This window comes from Dehalococcoidia bacterium, assembly GCA_041649635.1.
Lineage (GTDB): Bacteria > Chloroflexota > Dehalococcoidia > E44-bin15 > E44-bin15 > JAYEHL01.
This window is the reverse complement of the sequence record JBAZMV010000002.1, coordinates 1-26,396: the sequence shown is the minus strand read 5'-3', so window position 1 is coordinate 26,396 and position 26,396 is coordinate 1. Positions and strand designations below refer to the sequence as shown.

Genomic DNA, 26,396 nt, shown 5'->3' with positions numbered 1-26,396 from the left:
CAATCACGTAGGGGCACGGCGCGCCGTGCCCCTACTACACAAACGCCGAGATTGCCACGTCGCCCTTACATATACCTCAATATCATGGAAGGACGCCTCGCAATGACATATAATTGTAGGGTAGCCGTAGGGCGGGTTTAACGCAGTGTAACCCGCCGAATATTACAAAACGGCGGATTGGAAATTCGCCCTACAGCTTAGAGGATACGACATCTGATGTGGAACATTGTAGGACATGAAGCGGCAGTTAGGCTGCTGGATAACAGCCTGAAGAACGACAGGCTGTCTCATGCTTACGTATTCATAGGCCCGGCGCAGGTGGGCAAGATGACGCTGGCAATCAGTCTGGCGCAGGCATTGAACTGCGAGAGCGGCGACAGGCCGTGCGGGACATGCGCCTCATGCAGTCGCATAATGGCTTCACAGCATGCCGACGTGCAGATCATCGATACGACTGGCAGAACCGAGGTGTCGATAGATCAGATAAGGGAACTGGAGCGTTACGCCTCGCTGAAGCCTTTCGAGGGCCGATGCCGGGTATTCATCATCGACAACGCCGAACTGATGTCATCCGAGGCGACGAACTGCCTACTGAAGACTCTTGAAGAGCCCCCTCCCTTCGTGTACATCATCCTGCTGTCCGCCAACGAGAAATCTCTGTTGTCCACAATACTATCGCGCTGCCAGAAACTGGAGCTCAGGCCGGTAGCCGTATCCGATATTAAGAATGCCCTGATAGAACACTGGAGCGTTAAGCCTGACGACGCCCGTGTGTTGTCCAGGCTGTCATCGGGCTGCATGGGCTGGGCAGTTCAAGCCTCCTCCGACCCGGAGACATTGGAGAGCCGCAAAGAGCATATAGAAACGCTCATCGACATCGCCAAGTCAGACCGTATCGACAAATTTTCATACTCGGCAAGTATAGCCGGCCGGTTCAGCAAGAACCGCGCCGAGGTGCAGAAGCTGCTATCATTATGGATAAGCTGGTGGCGCGACTTGCTCCTGATAAAGAGCGGATGCCGCGACATTATAACTAACGTTGATTTCAGGGAAACGCTCTTTCGCGAGGAAGCCTGTTATGACATAATAGATATCAGTAATTTCATAGCGAGCCTGATCCAGACAGGAATATTACTGAAGAACAACGCCAACCCGCGGCTTGTGCTCGATGTGTTGATACTGGACATGCCCAGGAGAAAGGTTGCTGATACTGTAAAGCCATGAGCGAAGTGATAGGTATAAGATTCAAGAACGCCGGTAAGATTTACTACTTCGATCCGTCGGGTGTAATCGCCGGCATCAATGAATGGGTCGTCGTCGAAACCGGGCGAGGGCCGGAGCTGGGCAAGGTGGTCGTAGCCCCAAAGCAGGTCCTCGACGGCGAGTTGACCGAGCCGCTCAAACCCGTCCTGCGCAAAGCCGTGGATGATGACTTCAAGAAGCGCGATGAATTCACTATCAAAGAGCGCGAGATACTAGATAACTGTATAAAGATAAGCAATAAACTCAATCTGCCCATGAAGTTCATCACGGCGGAGTGCAATCTCGACGGCACGCGCATCACGGTCTACTTCAGCGCCGAAGGACGCATCGACTTCCGCGACCTGCTCAAGGAACTGACGTCGACGTGCCGGATACGCGTCGAACTGCGCCAGGTGGGCCCGCGGGATGAGGCCAAGCTCCTCGGCGGCCATGGCAAGTGCGGCCTGCCGCTTTGCTGCGCCTCGTTCCTCTCCGAGTTCAGTCCCGTCTCTATAAAGATGGCCAAAGAACAGGATCTTCCGCTTAACCCCACCAAGATATCCGGCACCTGCGGCAGGCTTCTGTGCTGTCTGAGTTACGAAAGCAGCCAGTACCGCGCCATGAAAGAAAAACTGCCGCCCGTCGGCCAGCAGGTAAGCACGCCTGTTGGAACAGGAACAGTTATAGGAGGAAATCCCCTGAAGGAGACGGTATCGGTCCGGCTTGAGAGCGAGGCTGTAGTAGAAGTCCCTCTTGAAGAACTAAGCAGCGATCGGGAGAGACAATCCAGACCGCCCAGGAACCCGAGAAGGAGAAGGGGTTAAACCTCCCCGGCCACCCTCTCCCGATGCATCGGTAAGAACTTTTTCCACCCGTCGTGCCGCTGCATATATTCTATAGACACATAGTATCCGCTGGAGTAAGGCGCGCACGGCTTGTTTATCAGCTTCATCCCTGCCTCCTGCGGAGTGCGCCCTGCCTTGCGGTTGTTACACTGAAAACAGGCGCTGGCCACGTTATCCCATACGTGCTTGCCCCCTCGGTGACGGGGGAGAACATGGTCCAGGGTGAGATTCTTCGTCTCCTTGCCGCAATACTGGCAGGTCTGCTGATCCCTGCGAAATACCTCCCGCCTGGTCAGCCGCTTCTCGTGTCGCGGCCGCTTCACCAGGTACAGCAGCCGTATCACCGAGGGAATCTCCACGGTTTCGTTGGATGTGCGTATGACGCCCGAACCGTTCTCAATAGTCTCCGCTTTCCCCATCATCACCAGCACTAAAGCCCTACGCACGCGCGCAATATTGAGCGGCTCGTAGTTCTGATTCAGTACGAGTACGGGAGAATTGATCATATCCTAACGCGTCCTCCGCGTTCGACGGCTCTGTTGCTTACCGGCCTCGGACGGCGACAGGTCGGAGCGATAATCCGGAACGTTTATATTGAAGGATGTGCTCAGCCTTATATCGGCCAGCCGCGAGCTTATCCTCATCTCGATGTCCTCCAGCGAGAAGCAGGAGGTTATAACGGTCGGCAACTGCGCGTTGTAGCGGTAGTTGATGACCTGATACAGCTTCTCCTGCGCCCAAGGCGTACTGGCCTGCTCCCCAAAGTCATCAAGTATCAGCAGAGGAGCGTTCTTGACCCTCTCAAATATTTCATCATAAGTCGACCTGCTCTCCGGCCCGAACGCGGAGCGCAGGTGGTCAAGCAGATCGGGAACGACCTTGAAATAGACCGGATTACCCTTCTCCAACTGATAGTTGCCGATAGACGCAGCGAGGTGGGTTTTGCCGCAGCCGTTGGGGCCGAGAAAAACAAGCCATCCGTCCAGATGCTGGGCGTAGTCACGGGCCGTCTTATAAGCCTTGCTCAGATTCTCCTGCTGTTCCCTGGGGAGGTTATCGCGCTTCGGATCGAAAGTATCGAATGTCATACTCCTGAGAAGCTTCAGCGCCAGGTCCCCGCTGTCGCGGCGCAGGCGTTCCACCCTCTCGCCGTCCATCTCGTCCTTGCCGCACTTGCACGCAACGACCCTGGAATAATCGGGCCGCCCGGAATCGAGCATCGGATACACGAAACCGGCGCCCTTGCAAAGAGGGCACTCATTCCCCGTATCTCCGGCTTCAGCGCTTGACGATGTGCCCGTACTTGCCTTTGACGTACCTGTCGGGGTCTTCTTTAGAATCTCTCCCAGTTTCTCCATCTCCCCTGCCCTCGCTGGCCCAGCGTTTCAAGATCGTTTCGATGTATTTCCAGCTTCGCTTGTTCCTGCTCACCGCCTCGCGGAACGCGTCCTCTATCCAGGAGGCGGGATATATCTGCTCCGCCTCTTTCAATTCATCGCCGATCATCGGGGTCAGCATCCCGATATTGCGCTCGTACAGCTCAAAGATATTCGGCTCCGCCACCACTTCCCCGCAAGCCTCGCGAACGGGGACAGCCGCGACATCGATTTCGCCGTTCTTTATCATGGAGCACGCCTCACGCCCCTCCTCCGAGTTGAGTAGGTATAACGCGACAGGCTGACCCCCGCGCTCAAGCTCGCATCGAACCAAAACGCCACGATCCAGCGCCTGCCGCAAACCGCGGTGCAGAGCCTCGGAACCGCCGACACCAGACACCAGTTCCTTATCGCTTAAAAGCTCGGCATCGGCGACATATTTAGGATAACCCTTCTTCTGATAAAGCAAATAGAATATATGCAGTATAACCTTAAGCTCGGCCGCGTCCTGTACATCGGGCGCTATACGGCTGAAGAAGACGTTCGGCAGCGGCGTGTACCGCGTATTCTTCTGGAAGCCGTCAAAGGGCTTCATGCCGCCCTCTCCACTTCATAATCCGTAAACCTCACCGTGTTCGACAGGAAACGCAGCTTTTCCTCCCCGATAGGACCATTGCGGTGCTTAGCGATGATGATATCGGCTACGCCCCTGGGATATTTTTCGCCGGGATGCTCCTTCTCCCACTGGTCCTCTTTGGTATATGTATCCTCGCGATATATGAACATAACTACATCGGCATCCTGCTCGATGGAGCCGCTCTCTCTCAAATCGGAAAGCTGCGGCCGGTGAGTCTGGCGCTGCTCGGCGGCGCGCGACAACTGGGACACGGCGATCACCGGCACGTTCAATTCGCGGGCCATCTGCTTTATGGAGCGCGATATCTCTGTCATCTCCTGAACGCGGTTATCCCTGCCGTTTCCGTGCATCAGCTGTATATAATCGACTATCAAGAGATCCACGCCTCTTTCGAAGTGAAGCTGCCGAGCCTTGGACTTCATCTCTATAACACTAAGTGTAGGGGAATCATCGATAAAGATCAGAGCCTCCGACAGAACGCCGGTGGCGTCCATCATCTTGCGTTCCTCCGCCTCCGTCTGTTCGCCGAGACGCAGCCTGTGCGAGTCCACGCCGGCTTCGCTGGCGAGGAAGCGCTGCACGATCTGCTCATGCGACATTTCTATACTGAATATAGCCACCTTGGCCTTCTGATTGACCGCGGCGTTCCTGGCGATGCCCAGGGCCAGACTTGTCTTGCCCAGGCTGGGCCGGGCGGCAAGAACGATCATATCGGAGCGGCGCAGGCCGCCAAGACGGTTATCGAGCGCCTTATACCCGGTGAACACCACGTCACCCTCAAAGGATTTGATCTCGGTATCTTCAAAATAGGTGTTAAGCAGATCCTTTATCGGAACGAATTCACGCGGACGTTCGCCGTGGCGCAGTCGCACCAGGACGTCCTCCGCCTTGGAGATGGCCTCATCAACATCAGGCCCGGCGCCGTAGCCTATCGATTCGATCTGCGAGGCTGCGCTGATCAATCGCCGCATCACGGACAAACGGTGTACTATCTGAGCGTAATGCTCGATATGAACGGAAGTTGCTACGTTGGACACCAGGTGGCTTAAATACGCCGCCCCGCCTACCGCCTCCAGCCGCGCCGCGCGGCTCAATTCATGAGCCACTGTGACCTGATCTATAGCCTCGTTCCTCTCGTACAGGTCGCAGCAGGCTTGATAAACCCACAGGTTTTTCTCGCGGTAAAAGTCCTCGGGTGCGATTACAGTGGTTATTTTATAAATCGCCCCGCTGTCCACCAGAAGAGAGCCGAGCACGGCCTCCTCTGCTTCGATATCATGCGGAGGCAATTTATCAGTGGTCATGCCATATACCTAACTTGCGGCCGTCTCCTCCGGATTTGACTCCGGCTCTTCCTTACCCTCCGCCTTAATCTCAGCCTTGGCCTCCGCCTTTTCATCAACCACTAATACCTTCAGCTTGGGAGCAAGGTCTCTCGACAGCTTAACGGACACCCCGTACTCGCCGACTTTATGGATAGCCTCAGGCAAGAGAACCTTTCGTTTATCTATCTCCTGGCCGGTCAACTGCTTAACGTAATCGGCAATGTCCGCCCCTGTGACCGAGCCGTACAGCCTTTCCTGCCCTCCCACTTTGGCCTTAATTACTACTTCCAAACCTTCCAACTGCTTAGCGAAGTCCGCCATCTCCATGTTCAGGGCCTTCTGACGTTTATCTTCCTTGGCCCTCAGATTATCCACCCTTTTCAGACTATCGGTAGTAGCGAACTGCGCATAACCCCTGGGGATAAGATAGTTGCGGCCGTATCCGCCCGACACTTCTTTAACATCTCCCACATTTCCTAAACCCGGGACTTCCTGAATCAATACTACTTTCATATTTACACTCCTATTGCAGTTATTATAATCCACACCCACAAAAACTTCAAAACTTCCGATCGTTTGTATACGATGAGTAAGAGATAGTCTGGAAGCATTAAATAAAAAGGCCGCACCACCGGATTGATGCGGACGTCTTAACTTATTAAAGAAACCTACAAGGCGGCAAGGATCTCATCCACGACAGAGCCCGCCTCGCGCCCATCCGCCTTTCCCTTAACCTGCGGCATAAGCCTGGACATCACCTTGCCTTTATCGCCGGGGCCCTTGGCCCCCACCTCATTTATTACCTGTTTGACAATCGCGGTAACTTCTTCGCGGCTCAGCTGCTTGGGCAGATATTCGAGCAATATAGCTAATTCGATTTTCTCTTTTTCCACCAGGTCACCGCGGTTGCCTTTGGCAAACTCTTCAATGCTCTCACGCCGCTGTTTAACTTCCTTATTAAAAACATCTATCACGCCGGCCTCATCCAGAGAAGCGCCCTTAGCGATTTCAGCGTATTGAATGCCGGATATAATAAGACGAAGCGCAGACACGCGGGATTTATCTCCCTGTTTCTGCGCTTTATGTAAATCGGATGTAATTCGTTCCTGAAGCGACATGTTATCCACTCACATCTAGAATCGCTTCGATGCTAACCTTTAGAAAAGCCGCTGGAACTCCTGCCGGACTTCCTTCTCTTGGCAGCCGCCTTCTTCTTTCGAGCGATGCTCGGCTTCTCAAAGTGCTCTCTGCGACGATATTCAGAGAGAATCCCCGCCTGTTGAACCTTTCGGCTGAACCTTCTGAGCAACTCCTCAAAGCTCTCATGGTCTCCGAGTCTCACCTCCGCCACATTATCGCCTCCCTTCGGGCCAGTATGTTTATGGCACAACGAGCTTATTCTAGCTATGAGATAAACCCGTGTCAAGCAACTAAAAAGGCTCCCCGGCAGTGGCATATTTTCCGCAGCCTCTCGCGAGACCAGTATCGTCTGCGCTGAGGAGTTTCACTTCCGTGTTCGGGATGGGAACGGGTGGGGCCACCTCGCTCAAACCACCGGAAAGCCAAAGGGGATTATAACAGAACTATTTTATGGTGTAAAGCACCTGGACGGCCTGATATGCAAACTCATTGAATACAACTTAACAGCGATACCGTGTGGTGTTATAATCGCAGGTAGTTTGCAAATTTGGCGACAGGAACGCATTTGAGCAAAGAGTCATCTATAAAACAAATCGTCGATGCGATTGTCCCGCGTCAGACGGGACGCGGCGATCTAATCCCCGTGTTGCAAAACACACAGGCCAGGCTGGGCTGGCTGCCGCGCGAGGCCATGGCCGCGATAGCCGATAAGCTGGGATTGCAAAACAGCGAGGTTTACTCGGTTGCGACCTTCTACAACCAGTTCCGTCTCACGCCGCCCGGCAGAAATCAGATCAAGGTCTGCCTGGGAACCGCCTGCCAGATCAAAGGCGGCAGGATAATCCTCGACTCATGGAAACGTGAGCTCAACCTCGAAGAAGGCAAGACCAGCGCCGACCGTGAGTACAGTCTGGAGCGCGTGGCCTGCGTCGGCTGCTGCGCCATGGCGCCTGTTACCGTGGTCAATAACAATATCGAAGCAAAGGTCTCGCCAACACGCGTCAAGGGCATCCTGCTCGATTTCGAACTGAAAAAGAAAAAACGGAATGGCGAAAAGAAGCATAAATAACGCGGCGCAAACGATATTCGAGAGGCTTTATACGGAAGCCGTTTCCGCATGCAAACGCGCTTCTGCCGACGACCGCATATCCATCACGATAGGAACCGCCACCTGCGGGCGCGCCGCCGGCGCGCTGGACACCATGCAGACACTTCGTGACGAACTCGAGCGCAGAAAAATCGACGCAACGCTCGTCGAGGTCGGCTGCAGGGGCTACTGCTACGCCGAGCCGCTCGTGGTCATTTCCAAACCGGGATACCCGCCGATATGCTACGGATACGTCACACCCGGCGTTGCCGAAAGACTGGTGAGCGACTTCATCGTCGGCAACGACCCGTGCCTTGAGTTCGCTCTAGGCGCGCTGGAGGAGAACGAAGAGATTCCATCGATCTTCGACCAGCCCAGGTTTCAACATGAACAACGCAATCTCCTGCGCCACTGCGGCGAGATCGATCCGGATGATATCGACCAGTACGTTGCTACCGGAGGCTACAGCGCGCTGGCGAAAGCCCTAGATATGCCGCCGCAGAATATAATCGATGAGATCGGTAAATCGGGACTGCGCGGCCTCGGCGGCGCCGGCTTCCCCGCCGCGGACAAATGGCAGCTCTGCCACGATACTCCGGGCGACATACGATATGTCATCTGTAACGCGGACGAGGGCGACCCCGGCGCCTTCATGGACCGCACTATACTAGAGAGCGATCCGCATTCCGTCATCGAGGGAATGACTATTGCCGCCTATGCAATCGGCTCATCGAAAGGTTACGTATACGTGCGCGAAGAGTACCCACTGGCGGTGAAACGCATCGATAATGCTATAAAACATGCCAGGACTAAAAAGCTCCTCGGCGGCGACATCCTAGGCAGCGGATTCGCGTTCGACATCGAGGTTTTCCAAGGGGCGGGAGCCTTTGTCTGCGGCGAAGCGACCGCGCTCATCGCATCGCTGGAGGGAAAACGCGGCTGGCCGCGATCGCGCCCGCCGCGAACCGCGGTGCGTGGATTATGGAATAAGCCGACGCTTATTAACAATGTAAAAACGCTGGCCTACGTGCCGCTGATTATCGAGCGGGGCGACGCATGGTTCTCAAGCACCGGCACGGGCGACTCGAAGGGCACCGCCGTATTCGCTCTCGCAGGCAAGGTGCTCAACACCGGCCTGACCGAAGTGCCCATGGGTACTACACTGCGACAAATAGTTTACGACATAGGCGGCGGCATACCGAACGGCAGGAAACTCAAGGCGGTGCAGATAGGCGGACCGTCCGGCGGCTGCCTTCCGGAAAAGCTGCTCGATCTGCCTGTCGACTTTGACTCGCTGGAGCACGCCGGCGGCATGATGGGCTCGGGCGGTATGGTAGTGCTCGACGAGGACAACTGCATTGTGGAGACGGCGCGCTACTTCCTGGAGTTCACCCGCAGCGAGTCCTGCGGGAAATGCACCTTCTGCCGATTGGGAACAGTCCAGATGCTCGACATCCTCGAAGATATAACAAGAGGCAATAGCAAGTTGGACGACCTTTCTCTTATCGAGGAACTGGCAGCCGACATCAAGGAAGGTTCTCTGTGCGGGCTGGGCCAGTCCGCGCCCAATCCGATCCTGACAACGCTTAGGTATTTCAAGGAAGAATATGAGGCTCACATTATCGAGAAGCGATGTCCGGCAAAGGTCTGCCCGGAACTGACCGCGACCTACATCGTGCCGGACAAGTGCGAGCGTTCCTGCGACGCCTGCGTAGGCACCTGCCCGACCGAGGCTATCTTCACCGGAAAGAGCGGCATCAAGGTCATCGACCAGGAGAAGTGCGTCAAATGCGACACCTGCATCACCGCCTGCCCGCCGCAGTACAAGGCCATAGTCAAGATATCGCCGCTGAGCGAATTGCCGCCATCCGAGCCAAGTCCTATTGCAAAAGGTTCCAATGACAGCAAATAAGGTAAATATCGTTATCGACGGGACAGCCGTTCAAGCGCGGGAGGGTCAGAAGCTGCTCTTCGCCGCGCTGGATGCCGGTATTTATATTCCGAATCTCTGCGCCATCCGCGACGCAACGCCGCATGCCGGCTGCCGCCTGTGCCTTGTCGAGATCGACGGGCGACCTGACCCTGTGACGTCGTGCACCGAGAACGTTATCGAGGGTATGATTGTACATACCGACACGCCGCGCGTTCGCAGACTGCAGCACACGGCGTTCGAGATGATCATGGCATCGCATCCCGTTGACTGCAAGAACTGTCCAAAACACGGCAAGTGCGAACTGCACCGTATCGCCGCCTTCCTAAAAACAAGCCTAAAGACTAAGCGTCTGCGCAAAAAGGAGCGAAGCTATCCTATAGACGACAGCCATCCCGACATCACTATCGACCGTAATAAATGCGTTCTATGCGGCAAATGCGTGTGGGCCTGCGTTGAAAAAAGGGGTATCGGCGCACTCAACTATGCGTTCCGCAGCGACCGCACCATAATCGATACGTTCTGCGGGGACAGGCTGGCGGACACCGCCTGCGACGGATGCGGGCTTTGTGCCGATTTATGTCCAGTATCTTCCATTATTAGAAAATATTGACAAAAATTAACTAATATGATACATTAATATAACAGCCTTGCACTTGAGATGAACCGTTTTATTACATCCTGGTAAATTAGTCTTGGAGGTGTTTATGTCAGTACTTCTTTGTAAGATATGTGGATTCAAAACCTTCGAGGCATATGCCCTGAAAAGAGACGGAAAACTGATATGCCCGCAATGCAGCACCTTCTACCATAGTGCCGACGAGACCGCCAAGCCCGCTCCTCAAGCCAAGTTTAAGTTCAAGGCACAGCCAAAGGCACAATCGCCTGAGATAGCCTAGGTTCTTTAATTATCGACGTAGAGTGGCGGTACATCTTTGCCGCCACTTTTTATTTGATCCTCTCCCAGATCAGATACCCCTGCCTCCCCTGCTCATCCCTTGGATCAGGTATGGTCTTAAGAGCCAGCGTATCGCCCTGCAAATCGTAGATGCGCACCTGATCTTTGCCGACCCAGTTCGGAAATAGACATACGTCTACGTGATGTCGAATTTTGTCTCCATCCAGTCCATACCTGCCGCTGTACGATATGTATGTCTCTGCGGCGGCGACTTTTTCCTCAGCCGTTCCCAGCTTCAGCTCACGCGCCTCGAAATTGCGGCGGCTTGTCGCCATTATGTTAACCGCAACAAAGCCTTCTTCAGTATAAGTTAATCGGCCCTCCGGACTCTCACCGAAGGGATAGCTCACCTTGCCGCTGGCCCACCTGACCTCGTACGACTTAAGTTTCCAGGTACCAACGAATTCTTTCACCAACGTCACTTCCTTCTCCTAGCTCAAAATCGCTTTCTTGAACGATTCCGGCACCTCGGCTATCTTGCGTTCCTGATAATCGAAGAACGCCATGCCCAGCTTTGCGATAGCCGCCAGCCGTTTCTGAGTCTTGTTAGTTACGCGGCAAACGATATCGCAGCCGTACTTGCCCAGATCAGCCGCGGTCACATCGACCTGCAGGATATCGCCGTAGAAACTCTCCGATTTGTAAACGATGGCAAGGTCTGTGTTGATGAATGCCTTCCCTTCAACCAGAAGATCGGGAAAACCGATGTGCTTCATGAATTTCAGGTGCGCCTCGTTAAGCATCGACACCAGGTTATGATTGCCGAGATGGGCCCCGGCATTGACATCGGACATGCGCACCTCGACATCGAAGGAGTAGTCCGTTCTCTCCGGCAGTTTTATCTCTACTCTAGCCAAAACGCCTCCTTAAACCCTCGCCAGAAATACCACCCCGTCCCACTACATTTTAACATATGAATCGCTATTTATACCTATATGTATGGAGATCAAGCGTAACCTGATACACATCTTCCTCCAATTCCTCAGACACCTGGAAACCGCAGGACTTGATTATGTGCATCATATCCTTGTTCTCAACCAGCACCTCGCCCCGAAGGAAGCGTATGCCGCCAATCTTGGCCGCGGCGGTCAGCTCTTTCATCAAATGAGTGCCGATACCCTGTTTCTGATACTTGTCGGCGACCACAATGGCAAACTCGGCCGCATCTTCACGGGGCAGACGATAATAACGGGCGACTGCAAGAAGCTTCTCAATGTCACCCTCGCCGACCGTAACCACTAGCGCAAACGTATGATCATAATCGATAGTACAGAATCTTATCGCCTCCTCGCGAGACATCTTTGTAACCACGTGGTGAAACCTGAGATACATGGTCTCGCGGCTGAAGCGGCGGGCCAGACCCAGCAACCGATCTACATCGCTTCTCTGTATGGGACGCAGAAAAACAGTGGAACCGTTCCTGATAACGAAAGGTTTTTTATATTTACTGAATTGCCAGGGATCGTTATCCGACAGCATATCCAACCTCCGCTGTGATACTGCATCGAACTTATAGTTGGAGTTGGGATAGTATACACCTGTTGCCAACAGATAACAACCGTCGAGGCTGGCAGTTCCGCGAATAGCCCGACTAGTAACGCGGAGCGCCGCCACTGCGCTTCGTCTGATACCCGTCCAGGCCGTCGTCCTGCCGGAGTAGCTTACCGCTCGATTCAAGCCGCGCCACCTCTTCACTGTCCCTGACGGCCCGCTCGAATTCACCCATATCATTGTAGGCAATGCTTCTATTGTGATAGGCTTGGATATTGTGTTCCTCTATACGGATAGCGCAGCTATAATCATCCACGGCCTGCTGGTAACATCCCTTCTTATGATAAATAAGGCCGCGGTTATAGTAGGCTAAAGCGTGGCCGGAATCGTACCTAACTGCCCTGCTGTAGTCCTCCACCGCCCTGTCCATCTCACCTAACTTATGATAAATGAGGCCGCGGTTATAATAAGCGGTTGCATCATCAGGATCGATTCGGACGGCATCACCCAGGCTGCGTATCGTCTCTTGATAGTCGCCAATGCTGGCAAAAGCAAGGCCGCGGTCGTAGTAGCTTATCGAATCGTTGGGATCAAGTTTGATGGCATGGTCATAATCAGCTATGGCTTTCTCTAAGTCACCAAGCTTATAGTATGCGGCGCCGCGGCTCTGATACGTACGCGCGTCATGATTATCGATGCTGGCAGCCTTGTTATAGTCTTCGATGGCGCGTCCATAATCACCGAGTTCATGATGTATCATCCCGCGGCACTGATAAACGCAGGCGTTATACGGGTCCAGTTCAATCGCTTCATTACAACCCTCTATCGCCTTCTGGAACTCTTTCAGATTGGCATAGGCAAGGCTGCGAACGTAGTATATCTCACTGCCACACGGTTCGATGAGAAGCGCCGCATCGCAATCATCGATGGCCTGCCTGAACCTGTCCACATCGATACAGGCCAGCGCGCGATGATACAAAGCCTGCGCGTCATCAGGCTGTAATTTCAAAACCCTGTTGTAATCCTCGATAGCCTGGAGCGGCTTGCCGATATCATTGTAGGCAAGACCGCGATTGTAATACGCCTGAGCATCGTTCTGATCCAGACGCAAGGCCTCGCCGTAGTCCGCGATAGCCTTCTCCAGATCTCCCAGATCATGATACGCGATACCGCGGTTGTTATAGCTCAGCGTGCATGACGGGTTCAGCTGAATGGCCCTATCGTAATCCTCGATCGCGAGTTCGAATTCGCCCAGGCTGTACCGCACCATGCCACGGTTATGATAAGCCCAAGAATCGCTGGCATCTAAAACTATCACCTCGTCGCAATCCATCAGGGACTGTTTATAATCTCCGATGCTGTAATTCACCAGACAGCGATTGATATATCCCTTTGGATCTCGAATATCGAGGCTTATCGCCGCGTTGCAGTCCTCGAGCGCCCTCCTGTATTCACCCAGGTTGTAATAGGCTATGCTCCGGTCCTGATACGCTCCTGCGCTGCAAGGATCGATGCTTATGGCACGATCGTAGTCATCGATAGCCCTGGCCAGCTCGCCCCTGCTCTGGTAAACAAGCCCTCGGTGATTAAACGCCGCGGCGAATTCCGGGTTCAATTCGATAGCTTTATTGTAATCATCTATGGCGCGTTCGTACTCATGAAGGTTGTGATACATCATCCCGCGCCGGTCATACAGACACGCGTCGTCCGGACTCATGTCGATAGCCTTTTCGTAGTCATTGACCGCGTGCTGGTGCATGCCGAGCTCCATATAGGCCGCCGCGCGGCTGGCGTATAGCTCCGCAACACGAGGACACAGCTTTATGGCCTCGGTATAATCGGAGACGGCACAGACAGCGGTGCCCAACCCCATGTAGGCATCACCCCTGCCGCGATACGCCCTGGCTTCAGCCGGGTTCAGCCGGACAGCCTTGCTATAGTCCTCCAACGCCCTGTCGACCTCACCCTGGATTTGGTAAGCCGCTGCCCTTCCCAGATAAGCTTCCACCATCTGAGGATATTTATCGATTACCTTACTGTATTCCGATATCGCATCGGCGAACATCCCGCGCGCGAAATACTCGCCGCCGAGCTGCAGTAAATCAGACGACATACAACCTCATGTTAGGGCAAAATTAGGTAAGTATAACAAAAGGAAACCGAGTTTGTGAAGGGCTTTTACCGGGGTTTTGCGGAAGTGACATACATGCATATGGCCCCGCAGGCCGCCACGTTCAGCGATTCGATATGTTCGTCATGAATAGGAACTTTGCAGCGATAATTCGACAACTCGATGACCGGCATGGAAAGCCCGTCAGCCTCGTTCCCTAAAGCCAAAACTATCCTGCCTGATCCGGGAATAACGGAAAGGGTATCCTCGCCTGTCAATACCGTCGCGATCAGGCTGTAACCGCGCGATTTTAGATTTACGATGATACTCAGGTACGAAGCCGTACGTCTTATCCACAGAGACAGCACCGCGCCCGCAGTCGACTGGACACATTTCGGCGAGAAGGGATCGGCGCATTTATCGGACATGACCACGCCGGAGTACCCGAAGGCCGCCGCGCTCCGTATCAGAGACCCGACGTTCCCCGGGTCCTGTATATCTTCAAGAAGTAAAATCCTGTCCCCCGCATCGATAGGAATATCGCACGACTCCACGTCGTCCGGCATCCTGATAACTGCCAGAGGACCCTGGGGCGTCTTGGTCAGGCATATCGATTTGAACTGGCTCTCCGTGAGAAGCCGGCCCGGATAATCGCTGTATACGGGCGCAAGCTCACCCATTGTTAATATCTCTACGACCGAATCCGGATGGCCTGCGATAATCTGCCTTACAGCCCTGTCTCCTTCGATTAAAAAGGCGCCCGATGACTCACGACCCTTGACCGTCGCCAGCGCTTTATACCACTTCAACGGCTTTAGAGATTTGCGTTCCCCGTACATAGCTATCTACCTTTCGAAATCGATACGATTAAGCCCGACAGGATAGTCTATATAAACATAAAATCCCTCCATCTTCAAGTCTCGACGGCAGGGATTTCTGAATCTGACACTGATTGGTGGAGCTGGGGGGCTTCGAACCCCCGACCTTTTGACTGCCAGTCAAACGCTCTCCCTATTGAGCTACAGCCCCACGCGCAAGAGTTTAGCATAAAACCGCAGCGAGTTCAATCTGAAAGAATTAGAGGATAGAGGAATCAACCCTCAGATCCCCAATCTTGGGGGAAGATGAATAATCCGGGGGGCACACCTATTCGACCGTTCCCGTAGGGGCAATCCTTGTGATTGCCCGCAAGAAGGGCGAGGCGACCTCGCCCCTACAAACGTCAATCTTGACTTCACATAGCGATTTCTGTACACTTCCATATGTAAAGCAATGCAGTGGGCGGTTAGCTCAGTTGGTAAGAGTGCTGCGTTGACATCGCAGAGGTCGTTGGTTCGACTCCAATACCGCCCACCATTCAATTCGTCCCTTCGAGCGAGCCTCTCGTTCCCTTCAGGGCGGGAGGCTATTCATTAGATAGAGAGCGAAATAGTAGACAATGAGCGGGCAGGAAGAACACATCGAACAGGTGAGACACTCGGCGTCGCACATAATGGCCGAGGCGGTGCTATCGCTATTTCCCGACGCCAAGTTCGGCATCGGGCCCACGATTGAGAACGGCTTCTACTACGATTTCGACCTGCCGCGCCCGCTGACGCCCGACGACCTGCCCCAGATCGAAAAGCTCATGTCGAAGATAGTTGCTCAGAACGTGCCGTTCACCCGTGAGGAAATGAGCAAGGACGAGGCGCGTCGCATCTTCGCCGGCCAACCATACAAGCTGGAGCTCATCGATGAAATACCCGACGAGCATGTGAGCGTCTACCGCCAGGGCAAATTCACCGACCTGTGCCGCGGCCCGCATGTCGGCAAGTCCGGAGAGGTCAAGGCCTTCAAGCTGCTGAGCATCGCCGGGGCCTACTGGCGCGGCGACGAGAAGCGGCCCATGCTGCAGCGCATCTACGGCGCCGCCTTCGAGACCAAAGCCGAGCTGGACGAGCACCTCAAGCGGCTGGAGGAGATCGAGACCCGCGATCATCGCCGCCTGATAAAACAACTCGACCTGGTCAGCTTCCACGAGGAGGCCGGGGCCGGGCTGGCCTACTGGCACCCAAAGGGCGGGCTCATCCGCGTGCTTATTGAGGACTACTGGCGCAAGCGTCACCTGGAGAGCGGATACGATATAGTTTTCACGCCGCACATCGGGCGCGCGCACCTGTGGGAGACATCGGGACACTTGGGCTTTTACAAGGACAGCATGTACTCGCCGATGCAGATCGACGAGCAGGACTACTACATAAAGCCCATGAACTGCCCGTTCCATATCATGATCTACAAGACGCGGCTGCGCTCCTACCGCGAGCTGCCGCTGCGCTGGGCCGAGTTGGGCACGGTGTACCGCTACGAGCGCAGCGGGACGCTGCACGGCCTGTTGCGGGTGCGCGGCTTCACCCAGGACGACGCGCACATCGTCTGCACCCCTGAGCAGATAGAGGACGAGATAACGAGGGTGCTCGATTTCTGCCTGAGCATATTGCAGGCCTTCGGCTTCGATAATTACAAAGTCGAATTGAGCGTGCGCGACCCCAACAAGCTCGATAAATATGCCGGCAGCAACGACATGTGGGAGCAGGCCGAGCGCTCGCTGATCAAGGCGCTGGACGCCCGCAGCCTGCCGCACGAGCGCAAGGAGGGCGAGGCGGTATTTTACGGGCCCAAGATCGATATCAAGATAAAGGATGTGCTGGGCCGCTACTGGCAGTGCTCCACGATTCAATTCGACTTCAACCTGCCGGAGCGCTTCGACATGACCTTCATCGGCGAGGACGGCAAGGAGCGGCGACCGTACATGGTGCACCGCGCTCTCATGGGCAGCCTGGAGCGCTTCTTCGGTGTGCTGGTGGAGAATTACGGCGGGGCCTTCCCCGTCTGGCTGGCGCCGGTGCAGATAATGATAATTCCCATCGCAGACAGGCACCTTGAATATGCGGGTAATCTGGAATCGCGACTCAAGGGCGAGGGCTTCCGGGTGCAGATCGACGCGCGTTCGGAGCGCATGAACTCCAAGATACGTGAAGCGCAGCTCCAGAAGATACCTTACATGCTCGTCGTCGGCGACAAGGAGGCTGAGAGCTCCTCGGTTTCAGTAAGGCTCAGGAACAATGAAGACCTGGGAAAGAAGTCGATCGAGGACTTCATCCAGATGGCAAAAGACGCCGTTTCCAGTAAAACGGCTTGATTTTTAGGGCTGGAATATAGTATATTTCGATTCTGTATGACACATTATCTAAAGGGGGACGGGCAATAGATAAGAAGTATAGGGTCAATCAGCAGATCATCGGTAAAGAGGTGCGGCTGATAAGCGAGACGGGCGAGCAGCTTGGAACAATGCCCCTCTTCAAAGCACGAGAGGTAGCCAACGAACGAGGTTTTGATATTGTTGAGGTAGCCCCTCAAGCGGTCCCCCCGGTATGCCGCCTCATCGATTACGGAAAGTTCAAATACGAACAGACCAAAAAGGAACGCGAGGCCAGAAAAAAGCAGAAATCTATCAACATCCGGGAAGTACAGCTCAGGCCCAAGATAGGCGATCACGACATCGAGTTCAAGACAAGGACGATCAGAAAACTTCTCGGAGAGGGCGATAAGGTAAAAGTATCGATAATCTTCCGCGGAAGGGAGATAACTCACCCGGAGCTGGGCAAGGAACTGCTCGACAGGGTGGCCAAAGAACTGGAAGGAGAGATCGTAATAGAAAGGTCCGCCGTTATGGACGGCAGGCGCATGATCATGATCCTCTCCCCTGGAAAAGTAAAGAAGCCGTCACAGGAACAAACGGCAGCGGAAATAGACAAGGAGCCAACGGATGCCCAAACTAAAGACTCATAAGCCAGCTAAGAAACGGTTCACCGTAACCGGTTCGGGAAAGATAATGCGCATGAAGGGCGGCAAGAGCCACCTGCGCAGAAACAAATCGAGGCGGGCCAAGCAGGCCTACGATGCCAAGCTGCCCCTGCATCCCGTATTTAAATCGAAGATTAAGAAGCTTCTGCCCTATTCTTAAGGAGGATTCAATTGCCAAGAGCTACAGGTAACGTCGCCGCACACAGACGGCACAAAAAAATATTGAACATCACAAAAGGCCAGCGCGCGTCCAGGCATATACATTATAAGGTTGCGAATGAAGCCATGCTGCATTCCCTGCATTACGCATATATGCACCGACGCCAGCGCAAAGGGGATTTCAGACGCCTCTGGATCGCCCGTATCAACGCCGCGGTGCGCGCAGAAGGAATGTCATACAGCACGTTCATCGACGGCCTCAACAAGGCTGGAATCGATATCAACCGCAAGGTGCTGGCGGATATGGCGGTTCGCGACCCCAACGCCTTCGCCAAGGTCGTAGCGGCCGCTAAGAAGAGCTGATAGAAATTCGATCTACTGACAAAGAGCACCCTCTGTACGAGGGTGTTTTCTTTTGTATCGATTCCGCTCCGAGCTGTCGACCGAACCCCCTGTAGTCCCCCACACGTTGGGGGACATTTTGTATATCAGGGGACACCCCTGTAACCCCGTCAGGAGACTTCTTCTCCTGCACCTCTTTTTTTGATAACCTCTCCCTACATATAAATAGAGGGCTAAGTAGGGGCGCCGCTTGCTGCGCCCTCTCTATCGGGCAGGGCAAGTCCTTCCACTATTGTCATTGCGAGGAGTCCTTCCACTATTGGCCTGTGTGGAAGGACGACGTGGCAATCTCATCATTCCAATAACCTGTGTAGAAAGAGATTGCTTCACTTCGTTCGTAATGACAGCGGGCGAGACAACCTCGCCCCTACACGCTACTCGCTATTCGCTACTCACTATCTACTCTCCTTGACCCCTAGCTATGCGTAGCCTATAATAGCAGACGATATGCTCAAGAACCTCGAAGCAATAAAAGCCAAAGCCCTGGAAGAGCTTAAACACATCGCCAGCGTCAAGGACCTGGAGGCTTGGCGCGTCGCTCATCTCGGCAAGAAGAGCGAGCTGACAAACATACTGCGCAGTGTGGCGACGCTTTCGCCGGAGCAGCGCAAGGCCGTGGGCGCCTTCGCTAACGACGTCAAGGGCATGCTGGACATGCTCTACAAAGAGAACCTCACTGCCATGAAGGAACGTCTCTACGAGGACATGGAGACCTCGGCCAAAGAGACCAAAGGCGAGAAATTCGATATCACGCTCCCCGGCCGCCCCGTGAGCGCCGGACGGCTGCACCCCTCCACGCAGATGCTGCGCGAGGTCTGCGACGTCTTCGCTTCGCTGGGGTTCCAGATCGCCGAGGGGCCTGAAGTTGAGTGGGAACACTACAATTTCGACGCTTTGAATATACCGGCGGACCACCCCGCCCGCGACATGTGGGACACGTTCTGGATCGACCAGCGCGATGATAAGGGCGAGCGCCACATGCTGCTGCGCACGCACACGTCGCCCATGCAGATACGCGTCATGGAGAAGACCAAGCCGCCGGTGCGGGTCGTCGTCCCGGGGAAATGCTATAGGTACGAGGCTACTGACGCCAGGCACGAGTCCATGTTCTACCAGATAGAGGGGCTGGCCGTCGACGAGCGCATAACCTTCGCCGACCTCAAGGGCACGCTCTACGAGTTCGCCAGGCGCATCTTCGGCCAGGAACGCAGGGTCAGGTTCCGCTGCGACTACTTCCCCTTCGTGGAGCCGGGCTGCGAGATGGCCATCGACTGCTTCGTGTGCAAGGGCAAGGGCTGCCGCCTGTGCTCCGGCACCGGATGGATAGAGATACTGGGCGCGGGCATGGTGCACCCGCAGGTGCTGCGCAACGTGGGCTACGACCCGGAGAAGTACACCGGATACGCCTTCGGCATGGGCATCGAACGCATACCCATGCTCAAGTACGGAATCGACGATATACGGCTGTTCTACGGCAACGATTTGAGATTTTTAAGGCAGTTTTAGGCCCTCACCCTGACCCTCTCCCCTGCGGAGGGAGAGGGTAGATAGTAGGGGCAGGTCTTGTGCCTGCCCGCCATGGGCGACCACGAGGGTCGCCCCTACAGGTTACGTCGGGCAATGACAGATTAGAAATGTAGGGGCGAGGTCGTCTCGCCCGATATGGATTCCGGCTTTCGCCGGAATGACGATAAAGAAAGGTACAGGAGATTCCTCTCCTGACGGGGTCTTAGGGGTGTCCCCTATCTTTTTAAAATTCCCCCATGAGTGGGGGATACAGGGGGTTGATACACTTAGCTAAATGAAAGCACCGATAAGCTGGCTAAAAGAATACGTGGACATAGACATGCCCGTCGCCGAGCTGGCACATAAGCTGACCATGGCCGGGGCCGAGGTCGGGGACATAGAAGGCGCCGGCGGCTGGGACAACGTCTTCGTCGGCCTTGTCCTGAGCGTGGAGCAGCATCCCAACGCCGATAAGCTGCACCTCGTCACCATCGATATCCAGACGGAGAAGGTCACTGTGGTCTGCGGCGCGCCCAACGTGGCCTGCGGCCAGAGGATAGCCTTCGCCCGCATGGGCGCCGAGCTTATCGACCCCGACACCGGAAAAAAATCGAAGCTGAAGAAGGCCAAGATACGCGGCGTGGAGTCGCAGGGCATGGTCTGCTCCGAGTGCGAGCTGGGCATATCGCAGAGCCACGAGGGTATTTTAGTTCTTCCTGCCGACGCGCCGATAGGCACCACCCTCGACAGCTACCTGGGCGATACGGTTCTCGACGTGGAGACAACGGCCAACCGCGCCGACCTGCTCTCCGTCATCGGCATCGCACGCGAGGTCTCGGCCATAACAGGCAAGCCGATGAAGCTGCCGGGCCTCGACTATAAAGAATCGGATACGGCGATCGAATCGAAGGCCTCGGTTGAGATAGCGGACGCCGACCTGTGTCCGCGCTATACCGCCAGCCTGGTCACCGGAATCAAGGTCGGGCCCTCCCCCGCGTGGATGCAGAAACGCCTGACCGCCTGCGGCCAGCGCCCGATAAACAACGTTGTTGATGTCACTAATTATGTAATGTTGGAGTTCGGCCAGCCGCTGCATGCCTTCGACTTCGACAGGCTGGCGCAGGGCAAGATAATCGTCAAGCGCGCTAAAGACGGCGACGTGATGGCCACGCTGGACGACGTGAAGCGCGAGCTCACCGGCGATACGCTCATGATCAACGACGGCGCCGGGCCCGTGGCCGTGGCCGGCGTCATGGGCGGCGCCGACAGCGAGGTTTCCAACGCCACGGTGAACGTCCTGCTGGAGTCGGCCAACTTCAACCCCGCCAGCATCCGGCGCACCTCCGCCCGCTTCAAGCTGCGCAGCGAGGCCTCGAACCGATTCGAGAAAGGCCTGAGCCCGGAGCTGCCCATACACGCGCTGCGCCGCGCCACCCAGCTACTGGCCCAGATCGGCGGCGGCCAGATCGCCAAAGGCATCATCGACGTTTACCCGGGAAAACAGCCGGAGGTAAAGATCGATCTGAAGTTAACCAAGGTCGAGCGCGTGCTCGGCGTCAAGATACCGCCCGCCGATATTAAGAGAGTCCTGACATCGCTCGGATTTAAATGCGACGAAAAGACGACAGATGAGTTGTCGATAACGGTTCCCTACTGGCGCACCGAGGTCAGGCTGGCCGAGGACGTAATCGAGGAGATCGCCCGCATCATCGGCTACGACAACCTGCCCACGACCCTGCCCTCCGGCGCGCTGCCGCACCACACCCCCGACCCCATGCGAACATTGCGCCGCGACGTCACCGACATTCTCGTCGCCTGCGGCATGCAGGAGATAATCACCTACTCGCTCACCAGCCTCGACTCCGTGAAACGGTTCGATAAAGAAATCAAGCCGTTAAAAGTTGAGAACCCGATAACCCCGGAGCAGGAATACATGCGCACATCGCTCAGACCGGGCCTGCTCTCGACCCTCGCCGCCAACCTCAAGCACGAGGACGACGGCGTGCGCCTCTTCGAGTCCGGCCGGATATACATCCCGAAAAAGAACGACCTGCCGCACGAGCTGGAGATGCTGGGCGGCATCATGTGCGGCCCGCGCATCGAGCGCTCATGGCACGGCGCAGGCGGCACCATGGACTTCTTCGACGCCAAGGGCATCATCGAAACATTGATGGAACGACTGGGCATCGACGCCGAGTACACAACATCGACCGACAAGACGCTCGTCCCGGCGCGGCAGGCATCGATCGTCGCCGGAAAAGAATCGATAGGCATACTGGGCGAGCTGCACCCGCGCCTCGCCGAGCAGTACGACATCGCCGCGCAGACCATCTGCCTCTTCGAGATCGACATGGAAAAGCTGCTGGCCGCCACATCGATAGAGAGGGAATTCCAGACACTTCCCAGGTTCCCCGCCGTGCTGCGGGACGTCGCCATAATCCTCGACGTGGAAACGCCTGCGCAGAAGGTCATGGATATCATCGGCAAATCGCCGCTGGCCGCCAGGGTCACCCTCTTTGACGTCTACACGGGCAAGCAGGTGCCGCAGGGCAAGAAATCCCTGGCCCTGAGCATCTCCTACCAGTCCCCGGACCGCACCCTGACCGACGAAGAGGTGGACAAGGCGCAGGGGAAGATTCTGGAACGGCTGACAAAAGAGCTCGGCGCGACGCTGAGGGGATAAGTTCACTATTATTTATTTCACTGTAGCTAGGGGGGAAATGCTGCGATGAAAAGAGCACGGCGTACACCTCTCAATAAGAACCTCCCAATACATAATAAAAACGGCACTCCTTGGAATCCAGAACATCGGCTTGATCTTAATCTGCTTAAAGATAGTCTAAGATGGAGTTTTGAATATCATTTGGAAGAGCATGCTCAAAGGCTCAAGGAAATCGGTGGGCTAGGCACTGGCGGAATAGAGCTAGAGTATGTTCCATTCAAAGGTGTAGATATAGTTGACACCACCGAAAAGCAGAAACGACATGCCTTGGGACAAGGTATGTTTAGAATGTGGAGCGAATCAAGTTGGTCATACGTACAAGGTCAATTCCGTGCTTGTATCCTGCTTGCGGCTGCAACAGTTGAGAGGGCATTTAAAAACGAACTCGAAAGTCGAAATATAAGTTGTAACCGGAAAGATATGACTCTCGGCAAATGCATCACAGAATGCAAAAAGTGCGGTATCTTACCGAATAATCACGATGATGAGATCGTTAAGGCTGCTCTCTTTGTCAAGAATGCAAGAGATGACGTTACACATGCGAACTTGGAACTCCAGAAACCTCACGAATTTCTGACAGGGTCATCTCCTGCACATAAGAAAATTCCGATGGCCGATATGCCCGACAAAATAAGGAAATGCGTTGTTAGCGAAAACGGCAAAATGAGTTACATGCATCCTACAGAGGAAGCTCAAACAGTTATGCTCTATGAATACAAAGCATTAGCAGAATCAACAAGGTTAAACGCGAAGAGAGTACTACAATACTTATACAAGGATGTGCAACCAATTGGTGATACCACAAGCTACCAGGTGCTTCCTTGCTCAGCAAGACGCCGTACTTCCCGCAGAAAATGAAAGTGCTACAATAATTAGCAAAGATTAAGAATATCTGCGTTAACATGAAGATAAGAGTTAAGATCATCCATGAACAACTACCCGGAATCAACAACTCTTGCGAAACTCCGCAGCTATCCGCCAGAGTTTTATTTAGAATTGGCTAATTGGGCACTTCAACACGGCCCCCTCACAAAGGCACAAAGAAGAACTATTAAATACGCAGGAAACCATCTTCATCATGGTTGGGACCCAATACCAACTAAGCAAAAGTACCTTCTCCATATCATAAAAAAAGCAGTAAACGGCGGTTTCCCTGGAATTAAAGGTGTTGATATAAGTGAATTTGTTACAGATAAACCTAAGTTAGAAGATGGGAATGAAAAACAGAAGTTCTACCGCGAACGCATCTCACACAAGACAGAGATAATGCAAGAACTATTCAAGAAGCAGAAGGGAAAGTGTATGTATTGCGGGAAAGAGAAACACGAGCCTTCTGACTTTGATCTTGATCATAAGAACCCTGTCGCAGTTGGCGGAACAAACGATGTATCTAACCTCCAACTTATATGTGGTTCATGCAACAGTAGAAAACACACCATGACAGATGATGAATTTAGAAAAAAGTTTAAATTGCCTCCATCGAGCGAAGTTACAGGTCCACCAAAGAAAATCCTGCTTCAAAGTTACTTCAAGAAAATCAGCGAAGCTGTTTGAATACAAGACGGACTTTCGCCAGCGCAACAGGGGGCGCTCATAAAAGTCATCGCCGTTTACGAATCCCTGTGGGGCAACACCGCACCCGTCGCCCGCGCTGCGGCGGGGGACATGGGAGCGGAGGGGGCGGGGGGTTAAAAAGATGTTTATTCATCTATATAGTTATGAAAGGGATAAGATGAAAGACAGCGATACAGGATGGATGGAACCAGGAATTCAAACCGGTAAACCTCTGCCAAAACAACCGCCTATCCAATATAAAGTTGGAATGCGCAGTATCAAGATTATCGGCTGTATAGGTATAACGGTTTTTACTATTGTGGCAATAGTCGCGTTCCTGGCGCAGCAATACGTTGGGATTTGGATATGTTTCGCGGTAATACTACTAGGAGCTATCCTGATCCTGGCCCCTGGCCACTTCATCTTCGACGAAGAAAGTGTGACATGGCGCAACATTTTTCTGACTCGCCGCATCTATTGGCGCGATATAAAAAAGATAGAATACGGTCAAGGTGGAGATCTTTTGCTTCATACAGATAAAAAGCGTCTAAACGTGTTTCCACCTTCGTTCTGGTCAGGCCCAGATAAGGAAAACGCATTGGCTTTTTTCCTGAGGAAGCTTCAAGAATGCGAGGCGACGCCTTACCCTGGCGGAGGTTCGCCATCAAACCTAAACAAAAATGTAAAAGACTTCATGAGTAAGCAAGAGCCGGCAGTGGTGAAGCCCGCATTTATAACCAGTCAACCATCTGATAATTTGAAGGTCGGGCTGCGTACGACCAAGATATACACCTTGTTGGGCATCGTAATATCCGCCGGTGGCGCAATCGGCTCGTTCTTGGCACATGAGAACAGTCTGGCTTATTTTTTAGTAGCTTTTTCAGTACTTTGTGTCATCAACTTGATTTGGAGGGTGAACCATTTCACTTTTAATGATGAAAGCGTCACATGTAGCAGTATGTTGGCTACCTACAGAATTTACTGGCACGAAGTGAAGAATATTACGTTCGATAAAGATGGGACATTGTCTCTTTATGGAGACAACAAAGTTTTACTCGTCCCCTCTGTTTTAAAATGGTCTGGTCCACAAAAGAATGATGCACACGACCTATTTCAAAAGAAAATTAAGGAAAGCGGTTTGCAGCCGGAACAGGGCAATAGATCAGGATTCAAGTTCAATAGGAATGTCAGAGTCTCTAGAAAAAGTTTGTAACCCGGGAGCTATGATCATATACGAATCCCTGTGGGGCAACAAGGCGACCATCGCCCGCGCTGTGGCGGGGGACATGGGGGCAGAGGGGGCGGGGGTGGGGCGGGGGGAGTTGACTTGACAAACACATCTGATTCTTTCATACTATGGTATGAATTCAGTATGATAAGGTGACACCATGTCTAAAACAGCGAAAATTGCCATAAGCCTTCCATCGGAAGTTCTCGACGCGGTGGAACGGGAACGGGATCAGCGGGGTGAGAGCCGCAGCCAGTTCTTCCGCCGCGCTGTTGAGACTCTACTCCGCCGCCAGCAGGAGCAGGAGCAGAGCGAGCAATACATCCGCGCCTACCAGCAGACGCCGGAGACGCCGGAGGAAGTGAGCGCAGCCCGCCGCGCCGCCAGCACCATCCTTGCCGAGGAACCCTGGTAATGCGGAGGGGCGAGATATGGTGGGCGGAGCTGGAAGCGCCGGCGGGGCAGCGCCCCGTGGTGCTGCTCTCACGTAACGAAGCCTATAGCGTCCGCTCACTGGTAATCGTGGCGCCGGTCACCACCCGCATCCGTAATATTCCCTCGGAGGTATCCCTGGGCAAGGCGGAAGGAATGCCACAGGCATGCGTAGCCAACCTGGATACCATCACCACTATTCCCAAAGACTGCCTTCGCAGCCGCATCACTACCTTGAGCGCCAAGAAACTTAAAGAAATCGATGCGGCCATCCAATTCGCTATGGGCATGGAATAGCTTACCTAAAGGGGCAAAACCGCGGCCGCCGTCCGCGCTACGGCGGGGGACATGGGGGCAGAGGGGGCGGGGGTGGGGCGGGGAGCGGGGGGCTTCAGCCAGCGGACGTACG

29 protein-coding genes, 2 tRNA genes and 1 rRNA gene are annotated in these 26,396 nt (G+C 54.3%); 18 read left to right on the top strand and 14 right to left on the bottom strand.

Translation table 11 applies throughout. The features are described from left to right. Nucleotides 1-216 precede the first annotated feature (216 nt). A complete protein-coding gene (gene holB / locus WC562_03985) occupies nucleotides 217-1,224 on the top strand; it encodes a DNA polymerase III subunit delta' (GenBank protein ID MFA5055318.1) in 1,008 nt (335 codons plus the stop codon). Next, nucleotides 1,221-2,066, top strand: a complete 846-nt coding sequence (locus WC562_03980) for a stage 0 sporulation family protein (protein ID MFA5055317.1) — start codon at nucleotides 1,221-1,223, stop codon at nucleotides 2,064-2,066. The genes holB and WC562_03980 overlap by 4 nt, the downstream gene beginning before the upstream one ends. Here the strand turns inward: WC562_03980 and WC562_03975 are convergent. The 8 genes from WC562_03975 to rrf form a co-directional block, all read right to left on the bottom strand. Then, nucleotides 2,063-2,593, bottom strand: coding sequence for an HNH endonuclease (locus WC562_03975; GenBank protein ID MFA5055316.1), 531 nt, complete (start codon nucleotides 2,591-2,593; stop codon nucleotides 2,063-2,065). The genes WC562_03980 and WC562_03975 overlap by 4 nt on opposite strands. A 3-nt stretch (nucleotides 2,594-2,596) precedes the next feature. Beyond that, nucleotides 2,597-3,445, bottom strand: coding sequence for an ATP-binding protein (locus WC562_03970; GenBank protein MFA5055315.1), 849 nt, complete (start codon nucleotides 3,443-3,445; stop codon nucleotides 2,597-2,599). Further along, the gene (locus WC562_03965; GenBank protein MFA5055314.1) at nucleotides 3,366-4,058 is read right to left on the bottom strand and encodes a DnaD domain protein; all 693 of its coding nucleotides are present in this window, start codon (nucleotides 4,056-4,058) and stop codon (nucleotides 3,366-3,368) included. Before WC562_03965 ends, WC562_03970 begins: the two co-directional genes overlap by 80 nt. Next, nucleotides 4,055-5,404, bottom strand: a complete 1,350-nt coding sequence (gene dnaB / locus WC562_03960) for a replicative DNA helicase (GenBank protein MFA5055313.1) — start codon at nucleotides 5,402-5,404, stop codon at nucleotides 4,055-4,057. Before dnaB ends, WC562_03965 begins: the two co-directional genes overlap by 4 nt. A 9-nt stretch (nucleotides 5,405-5,413) precedes the next feature. Beyond that, entirely contained in the window at nucleotides 5,414-5,938 is a 525-nt protein-coding gene (rplI, locus tag WC562_03955) for a 50S ribosomal protein L9 (GenBank protein MFA5055312.1), read from the bottom strand. A gap of 155 nt (nucleotides 5,939-6,093) precedes the next feature. Beyond that, on the bottom strand, nucleotides 6,094-6,543 hold the full coding sequence (locus WC562_03950; GenBank protein MFA5055311.1) for a GatB/YqeY domain-containing protein: 450 nt from the start codon (nucleotides 6,541-6,543) through the stop codon (nucleotides 6,094-6,096). Nucleotides 6,544-6,575: 32 nt separating this feature from the next. Then, nucleotides 6,576-6,776, bottom strand: a complete 201-nt coding sequence (rpsU, locus tag WC562_03945) for a 30S ribosomal protein S21 (GenBank protein ID MFA5055310.1) — start codon at nucleotides 6,774-6,776, stop codon at nucleotides 6,576-6,578. A 90-nt stretch (nucleotides 6,777-6,866) separates the two neighbouring features. Further along, nucleotides 6,867-6,984: ribosomal RNA gene (gene rrf, locus WC562_03940) — 5S ribosomal RNA — on the bottom strand. A gap of 146 nt (nucleotides 6,985-7,130) precedes the next feature. Here rrf and WC562_03935 point away from each other — a divergent pair. The 4 genes from WC562_03935 to WC562_03920 all read left to right on the top strand — a co-directional run bounded on the left by WC562_03935 (nucleotide 7,131) and on the right by WC562_03920 (nucleotide 10,481). Beyond that, entirely contained in the window at nucleotides 7,131-7,634 is a 504-nt protein-coding gene (locus WC562_03935; GenBank protein MFA5055309.1) for an NAD(P)H-dependent oxidoreductase subunit E, read from the top strand. Then, complete coding sequence (locus tag WC562_03930) at nucleotides 7,612-9,564, top strand: NADH-quinone oxidoreductase subunit NuoF (GenBank protein MFA5055308.1); 1,953 nt, start codon at nucleotides 7,612-7,614, stop codon at nucleotides 9,562-9,564. Before WC562_03935 ends, WC562_03930 begins: the two co-directional genes overlap by 23 nt. After that, complete coding sequence (locus WC562_03925) at nucleotides 9,551-10,195, top strand: 2Fe-2S iron-sulfur cluster-binding protein (protein ID MFA5055307.1); 645 nt, start codon at nucleotides 9,551-9,553, stop codon at nucleotides 10,193-10,195. The genes WC562_03930 and WC562_03925 overlap by 14 nt, the downstream gene beginning before the upstream one ends. 94 nt (nucleotides 10,196-10,289) lie before the next feature. Continuing rightward, nucleotides 10,290-10,481: a hypothetical protein gene (locus tag WC562_03920; protein ID MFA5055306.1), complete on the top strand. Its 192-nt coding sequence runs from the start codon at nucleotides 10,290-10,292 to the stop codon at nucleotides 10,479-10,481. 49 nt (nucleotides 10,482-10,530) lie between these two features. On the opposite strand, the gene WC562_03915 is transcribed toward WC562_03920, so the two are convergent. The 6 genes from WC562_03915 to WC562_03890 all read right to left on the bottom strand — a co-directional run bounded on the left by WC562_03915 (nucleotide 10,531) and on the right by WC562_03890 (nucleotide 15,170). Then, entirely contained in the window at nucleotides 10,531-10,962 is a 432-nt protein-coding gene (locus tag WC562_03915; protein ID MFA5055305.1) for a lipocalin-like domain-containing protein, read from the bottom strand. 9 nt (nucleotides 10,963-10,971) lie between these two features. Then, on the bottom strand, nucleotides 10,972-11,397 hold the full coding sequence (locus WC562_03910; GenBank protein ID MFA5055304.1) for a thioesterase family protein: 426 nt from the start codon (nucleotides 11,395-11,397) through the stop codon (nucleotides 10,972-10,974). Between the two features lie 64 nt (nucleotides 11,398-11,461). Beyond that, nucleotides 11,462-12,088, bottom strand: a complete 627-nt coding sequence (locus WC562_03905) for a GNAT family N-acetyltransferase (GenBank protein ID MFA5055303.1) — start codon at nucleotides 12,086-12,088, stop codon at nucleotides 11,462-11,464. Between the two features lie 43 nt (nucleotides 12,089-12,131). Further along, on the bottom strand, nucleotides 12,132-14,144 hold the full coding sequence (locus WC562_03900; GenBank protein MFA5055302.1) for a tetratricopeptide repeat protein: 2,013 nt from the start codon (nucleotides 14,142-14,144) through the stop codon (nucleotides 12,132-12,134). Nucleotides 14,145-14,209: 65 nt separating this feature from the next. Then, a complete protein-coding gene (locus tag WC562_03895) occupies nucleotides 14,210-14,980 on the bottom strand; it encodes an RNA methyltransferase (protein MFA5055301.1) in 771 nt (256 codons plus the stop codon). Between the two features lie 114 nt (nucleotides 14,981-15,094). Beyond that, nucleotides 15,095-15,170: transfer RNA gene (locus WC562_03890), tRNA-Ala, on the bottom strand. Nucleotides 15,171-15,420: 250 nt separating this feature from the next. On the opposite strand from WC562_03890, the gene WC562_03885 reads away from it, so the two are divergent. From WC562_03885 to WC562_03830, 12 genes are all read left to right on the top strand, one after another. Then, nucleotides 15,421-15,497 (top strand) — tRNA-Val (locus WC562_03885). An 82-nt stretch (nucleotides 15,498-15,579) separates the two neighbouring features. Further along, nucleotides 15,580-17,319, top strand: coding sequence for a threonine--tRNA ligase (thrS, locus tag WC562_03880; GenBank protein ID MFA5055300.1), 1,740 nt, complete (start codon nucleotides 15,580-15,582; stop codon nucleotides 17,317-17,319). Between the two features lie 23 nt (nucleotides 17,320-17,342). Further along, nucleotides 17,343-17,969: a translation initiation factor IF-3 gene (gene infC / locus WC562_03875; GenBank protein ID MFA5055299.1), complete on the top strand. Its 627-nt coding sequence runs from the start codon at nucleotides 17,343-17,345 to the stop codon at nucleotides 17,967-17,969. After that, the gene (gene rpmI / locus WC562_03870; GenBank protein MFA5055298.1) at nucleotides 17,947-18,144 is read left to right on the top strand and encodes a 50S ribosomal protein L35; all 198 of its coding nucleotides are present in this window, start codon (nucleotides 17,947-17,949) and stop codon (nucleotides 18,142-18,144) included. Before infC ends, rpmI begins: the two co-directional genes overlap by 23 nt. An 11-nt stretch (nucleotides 18,145-18,155) precedes the next feature. Further along, complete coding sequence (gene rplT, locus WC562_03865; GenBank protein MFA5055297.1) at nucleotides 18,156-18,506, top strand: 50S ribosomal protein L20; 351 nt, start codon at nucleotides 18,156-18,158, stop codon at nucleotides 18,504-18,506. Between the two features lie 486 nt (nucleotides 18,507-18,992). Further along, nucleotides 18,993-20,051: a phenylalanine--tRNA ligase subunit alpha gene (gene pheS / locus WC562_03860; protein ID MFA5055296.1), complete on the top strand. Its 1,059-nt coding sequence runs from the start codon at nucleotides 18,993-18,995 to the stop codon at nucleotides 20,049-20,051. 295 nt (nucleotides 20,052-20,346) lie between these two features. Beyond that, nucleotides 20,347-22,734 carry a phenylalanine--tRNA ligase subunit beta gene (gene pheT / locus WC562_03855; protein MFA5055295.1) on the top strand — a complete coding sequence of 796 codons (2,388 nt, stop codon included), beginning with the start codon at nucleotides 20,347-20,349 and terminating at the stop codon, nucleotides 22,732-22,734. 45 nt (nucleotides 22,735-22,779) lie between these two features. Continuing rightward, nucleotides 22,780-23,631 carry a hypothetical protein gene (locus tag WC562_03850; GenBank protein ID MFA5055294.1) on the top strand — a complete coding sequence of 284 codons (852 nt, stop codon included), beginning with the start codon at nucleotides 22,780-22,782 and terminating at the stop codon, nucleotides 23,629-23,631. A gap of 69 nt (nucleotides 23,632-23,700) precedes the next feature. Beyond that, nucleotides 23,701-24,327 (top strand): HNH endonuclease, encoded by a 627-nt coding sequence (locus WC562_03845; protein ID MFA5055293.1) that lies wholly within the window; start codon nucleotides 23,701-23,703, stop codon nucleotides 24,325-24,327. A gap of 178 nt (nucleotides 24,328-24,505) precedes the next feature. Beyond that, the gene (locus WC562_03840; GenBank protein ID MFA5055292.1) at nucleotides 24,506-25,540 is read left to right on the top strand and encodes a hypothetical protein; all 1,035 of its coding nucleotides are present in this window, start codon (nucleotides 24,506-24,508) and stop codon (nucleotides 25,538-25,540) included. Nucleotides 25,541-25,715: 175 nt separating this feature from the next. Then, a complete protein-coding gene (locus tag WC562_03835) occupies nucleotides 25,716-25,970 on the top strand; it encodes a ribbon-helix-helix protein, CopG family (protein MFA5055291.1) in 255 nt (84 codons plus the stop codon). Beyond that, complete coding sequence (locus WC562_03830) at nucleotides 25,970-26,284, top strand: type II toxin-antitoxin system PemK/MazF family toxin (GenBank protein MFA5055290.1); 315 nt, start codon at nucleotides 25,970-25,972, stop codon at nucleotides 26,282-26,284. The genes WC562_03835 and WC562_03830 overlap by 1 nt, the downstream gene beginning before the upstream one ends. Nucleotides 26,285-26,396 lie beyond the last annotated feature (112 nt).

Bases quoted from the DNA above. Each gene is read 5' to 3' on its own strand.
- holB (MFA5055318.1), top strand. From the start codon at position 217: ATGTGGAACATTGTAGGACATGAAGCGGCAGTTAGGCTGCTGGATAAC.
- WC562_03980 (MFA5055317.1), top strand. From the start codon at position 1,221: ATGAGCGAAGTGATAGGTATAAGATTCAAGAACGCCGGTAAGATTTAC.
- WC562_03975 (MFA5055316.1), bottom strand. From the start codon at position 2,593: ATGATCAATTCTCCCGTACTCGTACTGAATCAGAACTACGAGCCGCTC.
- WC562_03970 (MFA5055315.1), bottom strand. From the start codon at position 3,445: ATGGAGAAACTGGGAGAGATTCTAAAGAAGACCCCGACAGGTACGTCA.
- WC562_03965 (MFA5055314.1), bottom strand. From the start codon at position 4,058: ATGAAGCCCTTTGACGGCTTCCAGAAGAATACGCGGTACACGCCGCTG.
- dnaB (MFA5055313.1), bottom strand. From the start codon at position 5,404: ATGACCACTGATAAATTGCCTCCGCATGATATCGAAGCAGAGGAGGCC.
- rplI (MFA5055312.1), bottom strand. From the start codon at position 5,938: ATGAAAGTAGTATTGATTCAGGAAGTCCCGGGTTTAGGAAATGTGGGA.
- WC562_03950 (MFA5055311.1), bottom strand. From the start codon at position 6,543: ATGTCGCTTCAGGAACGAATTACATCCGATTTACATAAAGCGCAGAAA.
- WC562_03930 (MFA5055308.1), top strand. From the start codon at position 7,612: ATGGCGAAAAGAAGCATAAATAACGCGGCGCAAACGATATTCGAGAGG.
- WC562_03925 (MFA5055307.1), top strand. From the start codon at position 9,551: ATGACAGCAAATAAGGTAAATATCGTTATCGACGGGACAGCCGTTCAA.
- WC562_03920 (MFA5055306.1), top strand. From the start codon at position 10,290: ATGTCAGTACTTCTTTGTAAGATATGTGGATTCAAAACCTTCGAGGCA.
- WC562_03900 (MFA5055302.1), bottom strand. From the start codon at position 14,144: ATGTCGTCTGATTTACTGCAGCTCGGCGGCGAGTATTTCGCGCGCGGG.
- WC562_03895 (MFA5055301.1), bottom strand. From the start codon at position 14,980: ATGTACGGGGAACGCAAATCTCTAAAGCCGTTGAAGTGGTATAAAGCG.
- thrS (MFA5055300.1), top strand. From the start codon at position 15,580: ATGAGCGGGCAGGAAGAACACATCGAACAGGTGAGACACTCGGCGTCG.
- rpmI (MFA5055298.1), top strand. From the start codon at position 17,947: ATGCCCAAACTAAAGACTCATAAGCCAGCTAAGAAACGGTTCACCGTA.
- pheS (MFA5055296.1), top strand. From the start codon at position 18,993: ATGCTCAAGAACCTCGAAGCAATAAAAGCCAAAGCCCTGGAAGAGCTT.
- pheT (MFA5055295.1), top strand. From the start codon at position 20,347: ATGAAAGCACCGATAAGCTGGCTAAAAGAATACGTGGACATAGACATG.
- WC562_03850 (MFA5055294.1), top strand. From the start codon at position 22,780: ATGAAAAGAGCACGGCGTACACCTCTCAATAAGAACCTCCCAATACAT.
- WC562_03845 (MFA5055293.1), top strand. From the start codon at position 23,701: ATGAACAACTACCCGGAATCAACAACTCTTGCGAAACTCCGCAGCTAT.
- WC562_03840 (MFA5055292.1), top strand. From the start codon at position 24,506: ATGAAAGACAGCGATACAGGATGGATGGAACCAGGAATTCAAACCGGT.
- WC562_03835 (MFA5055291.1), top strand. From the start codon at position 25,716: ATGTCTAAAACAGCGAAAATTGCCATAAGCCTTCCATCGGAAGTTCTC.
- WC562_03830 (MFA5055290.1), top strand. From the start codon at position 25,970: ATGCGGAGGGGCGAGATATGGTGGGCGGAGCTGGAAGCGCCGGCGGGG.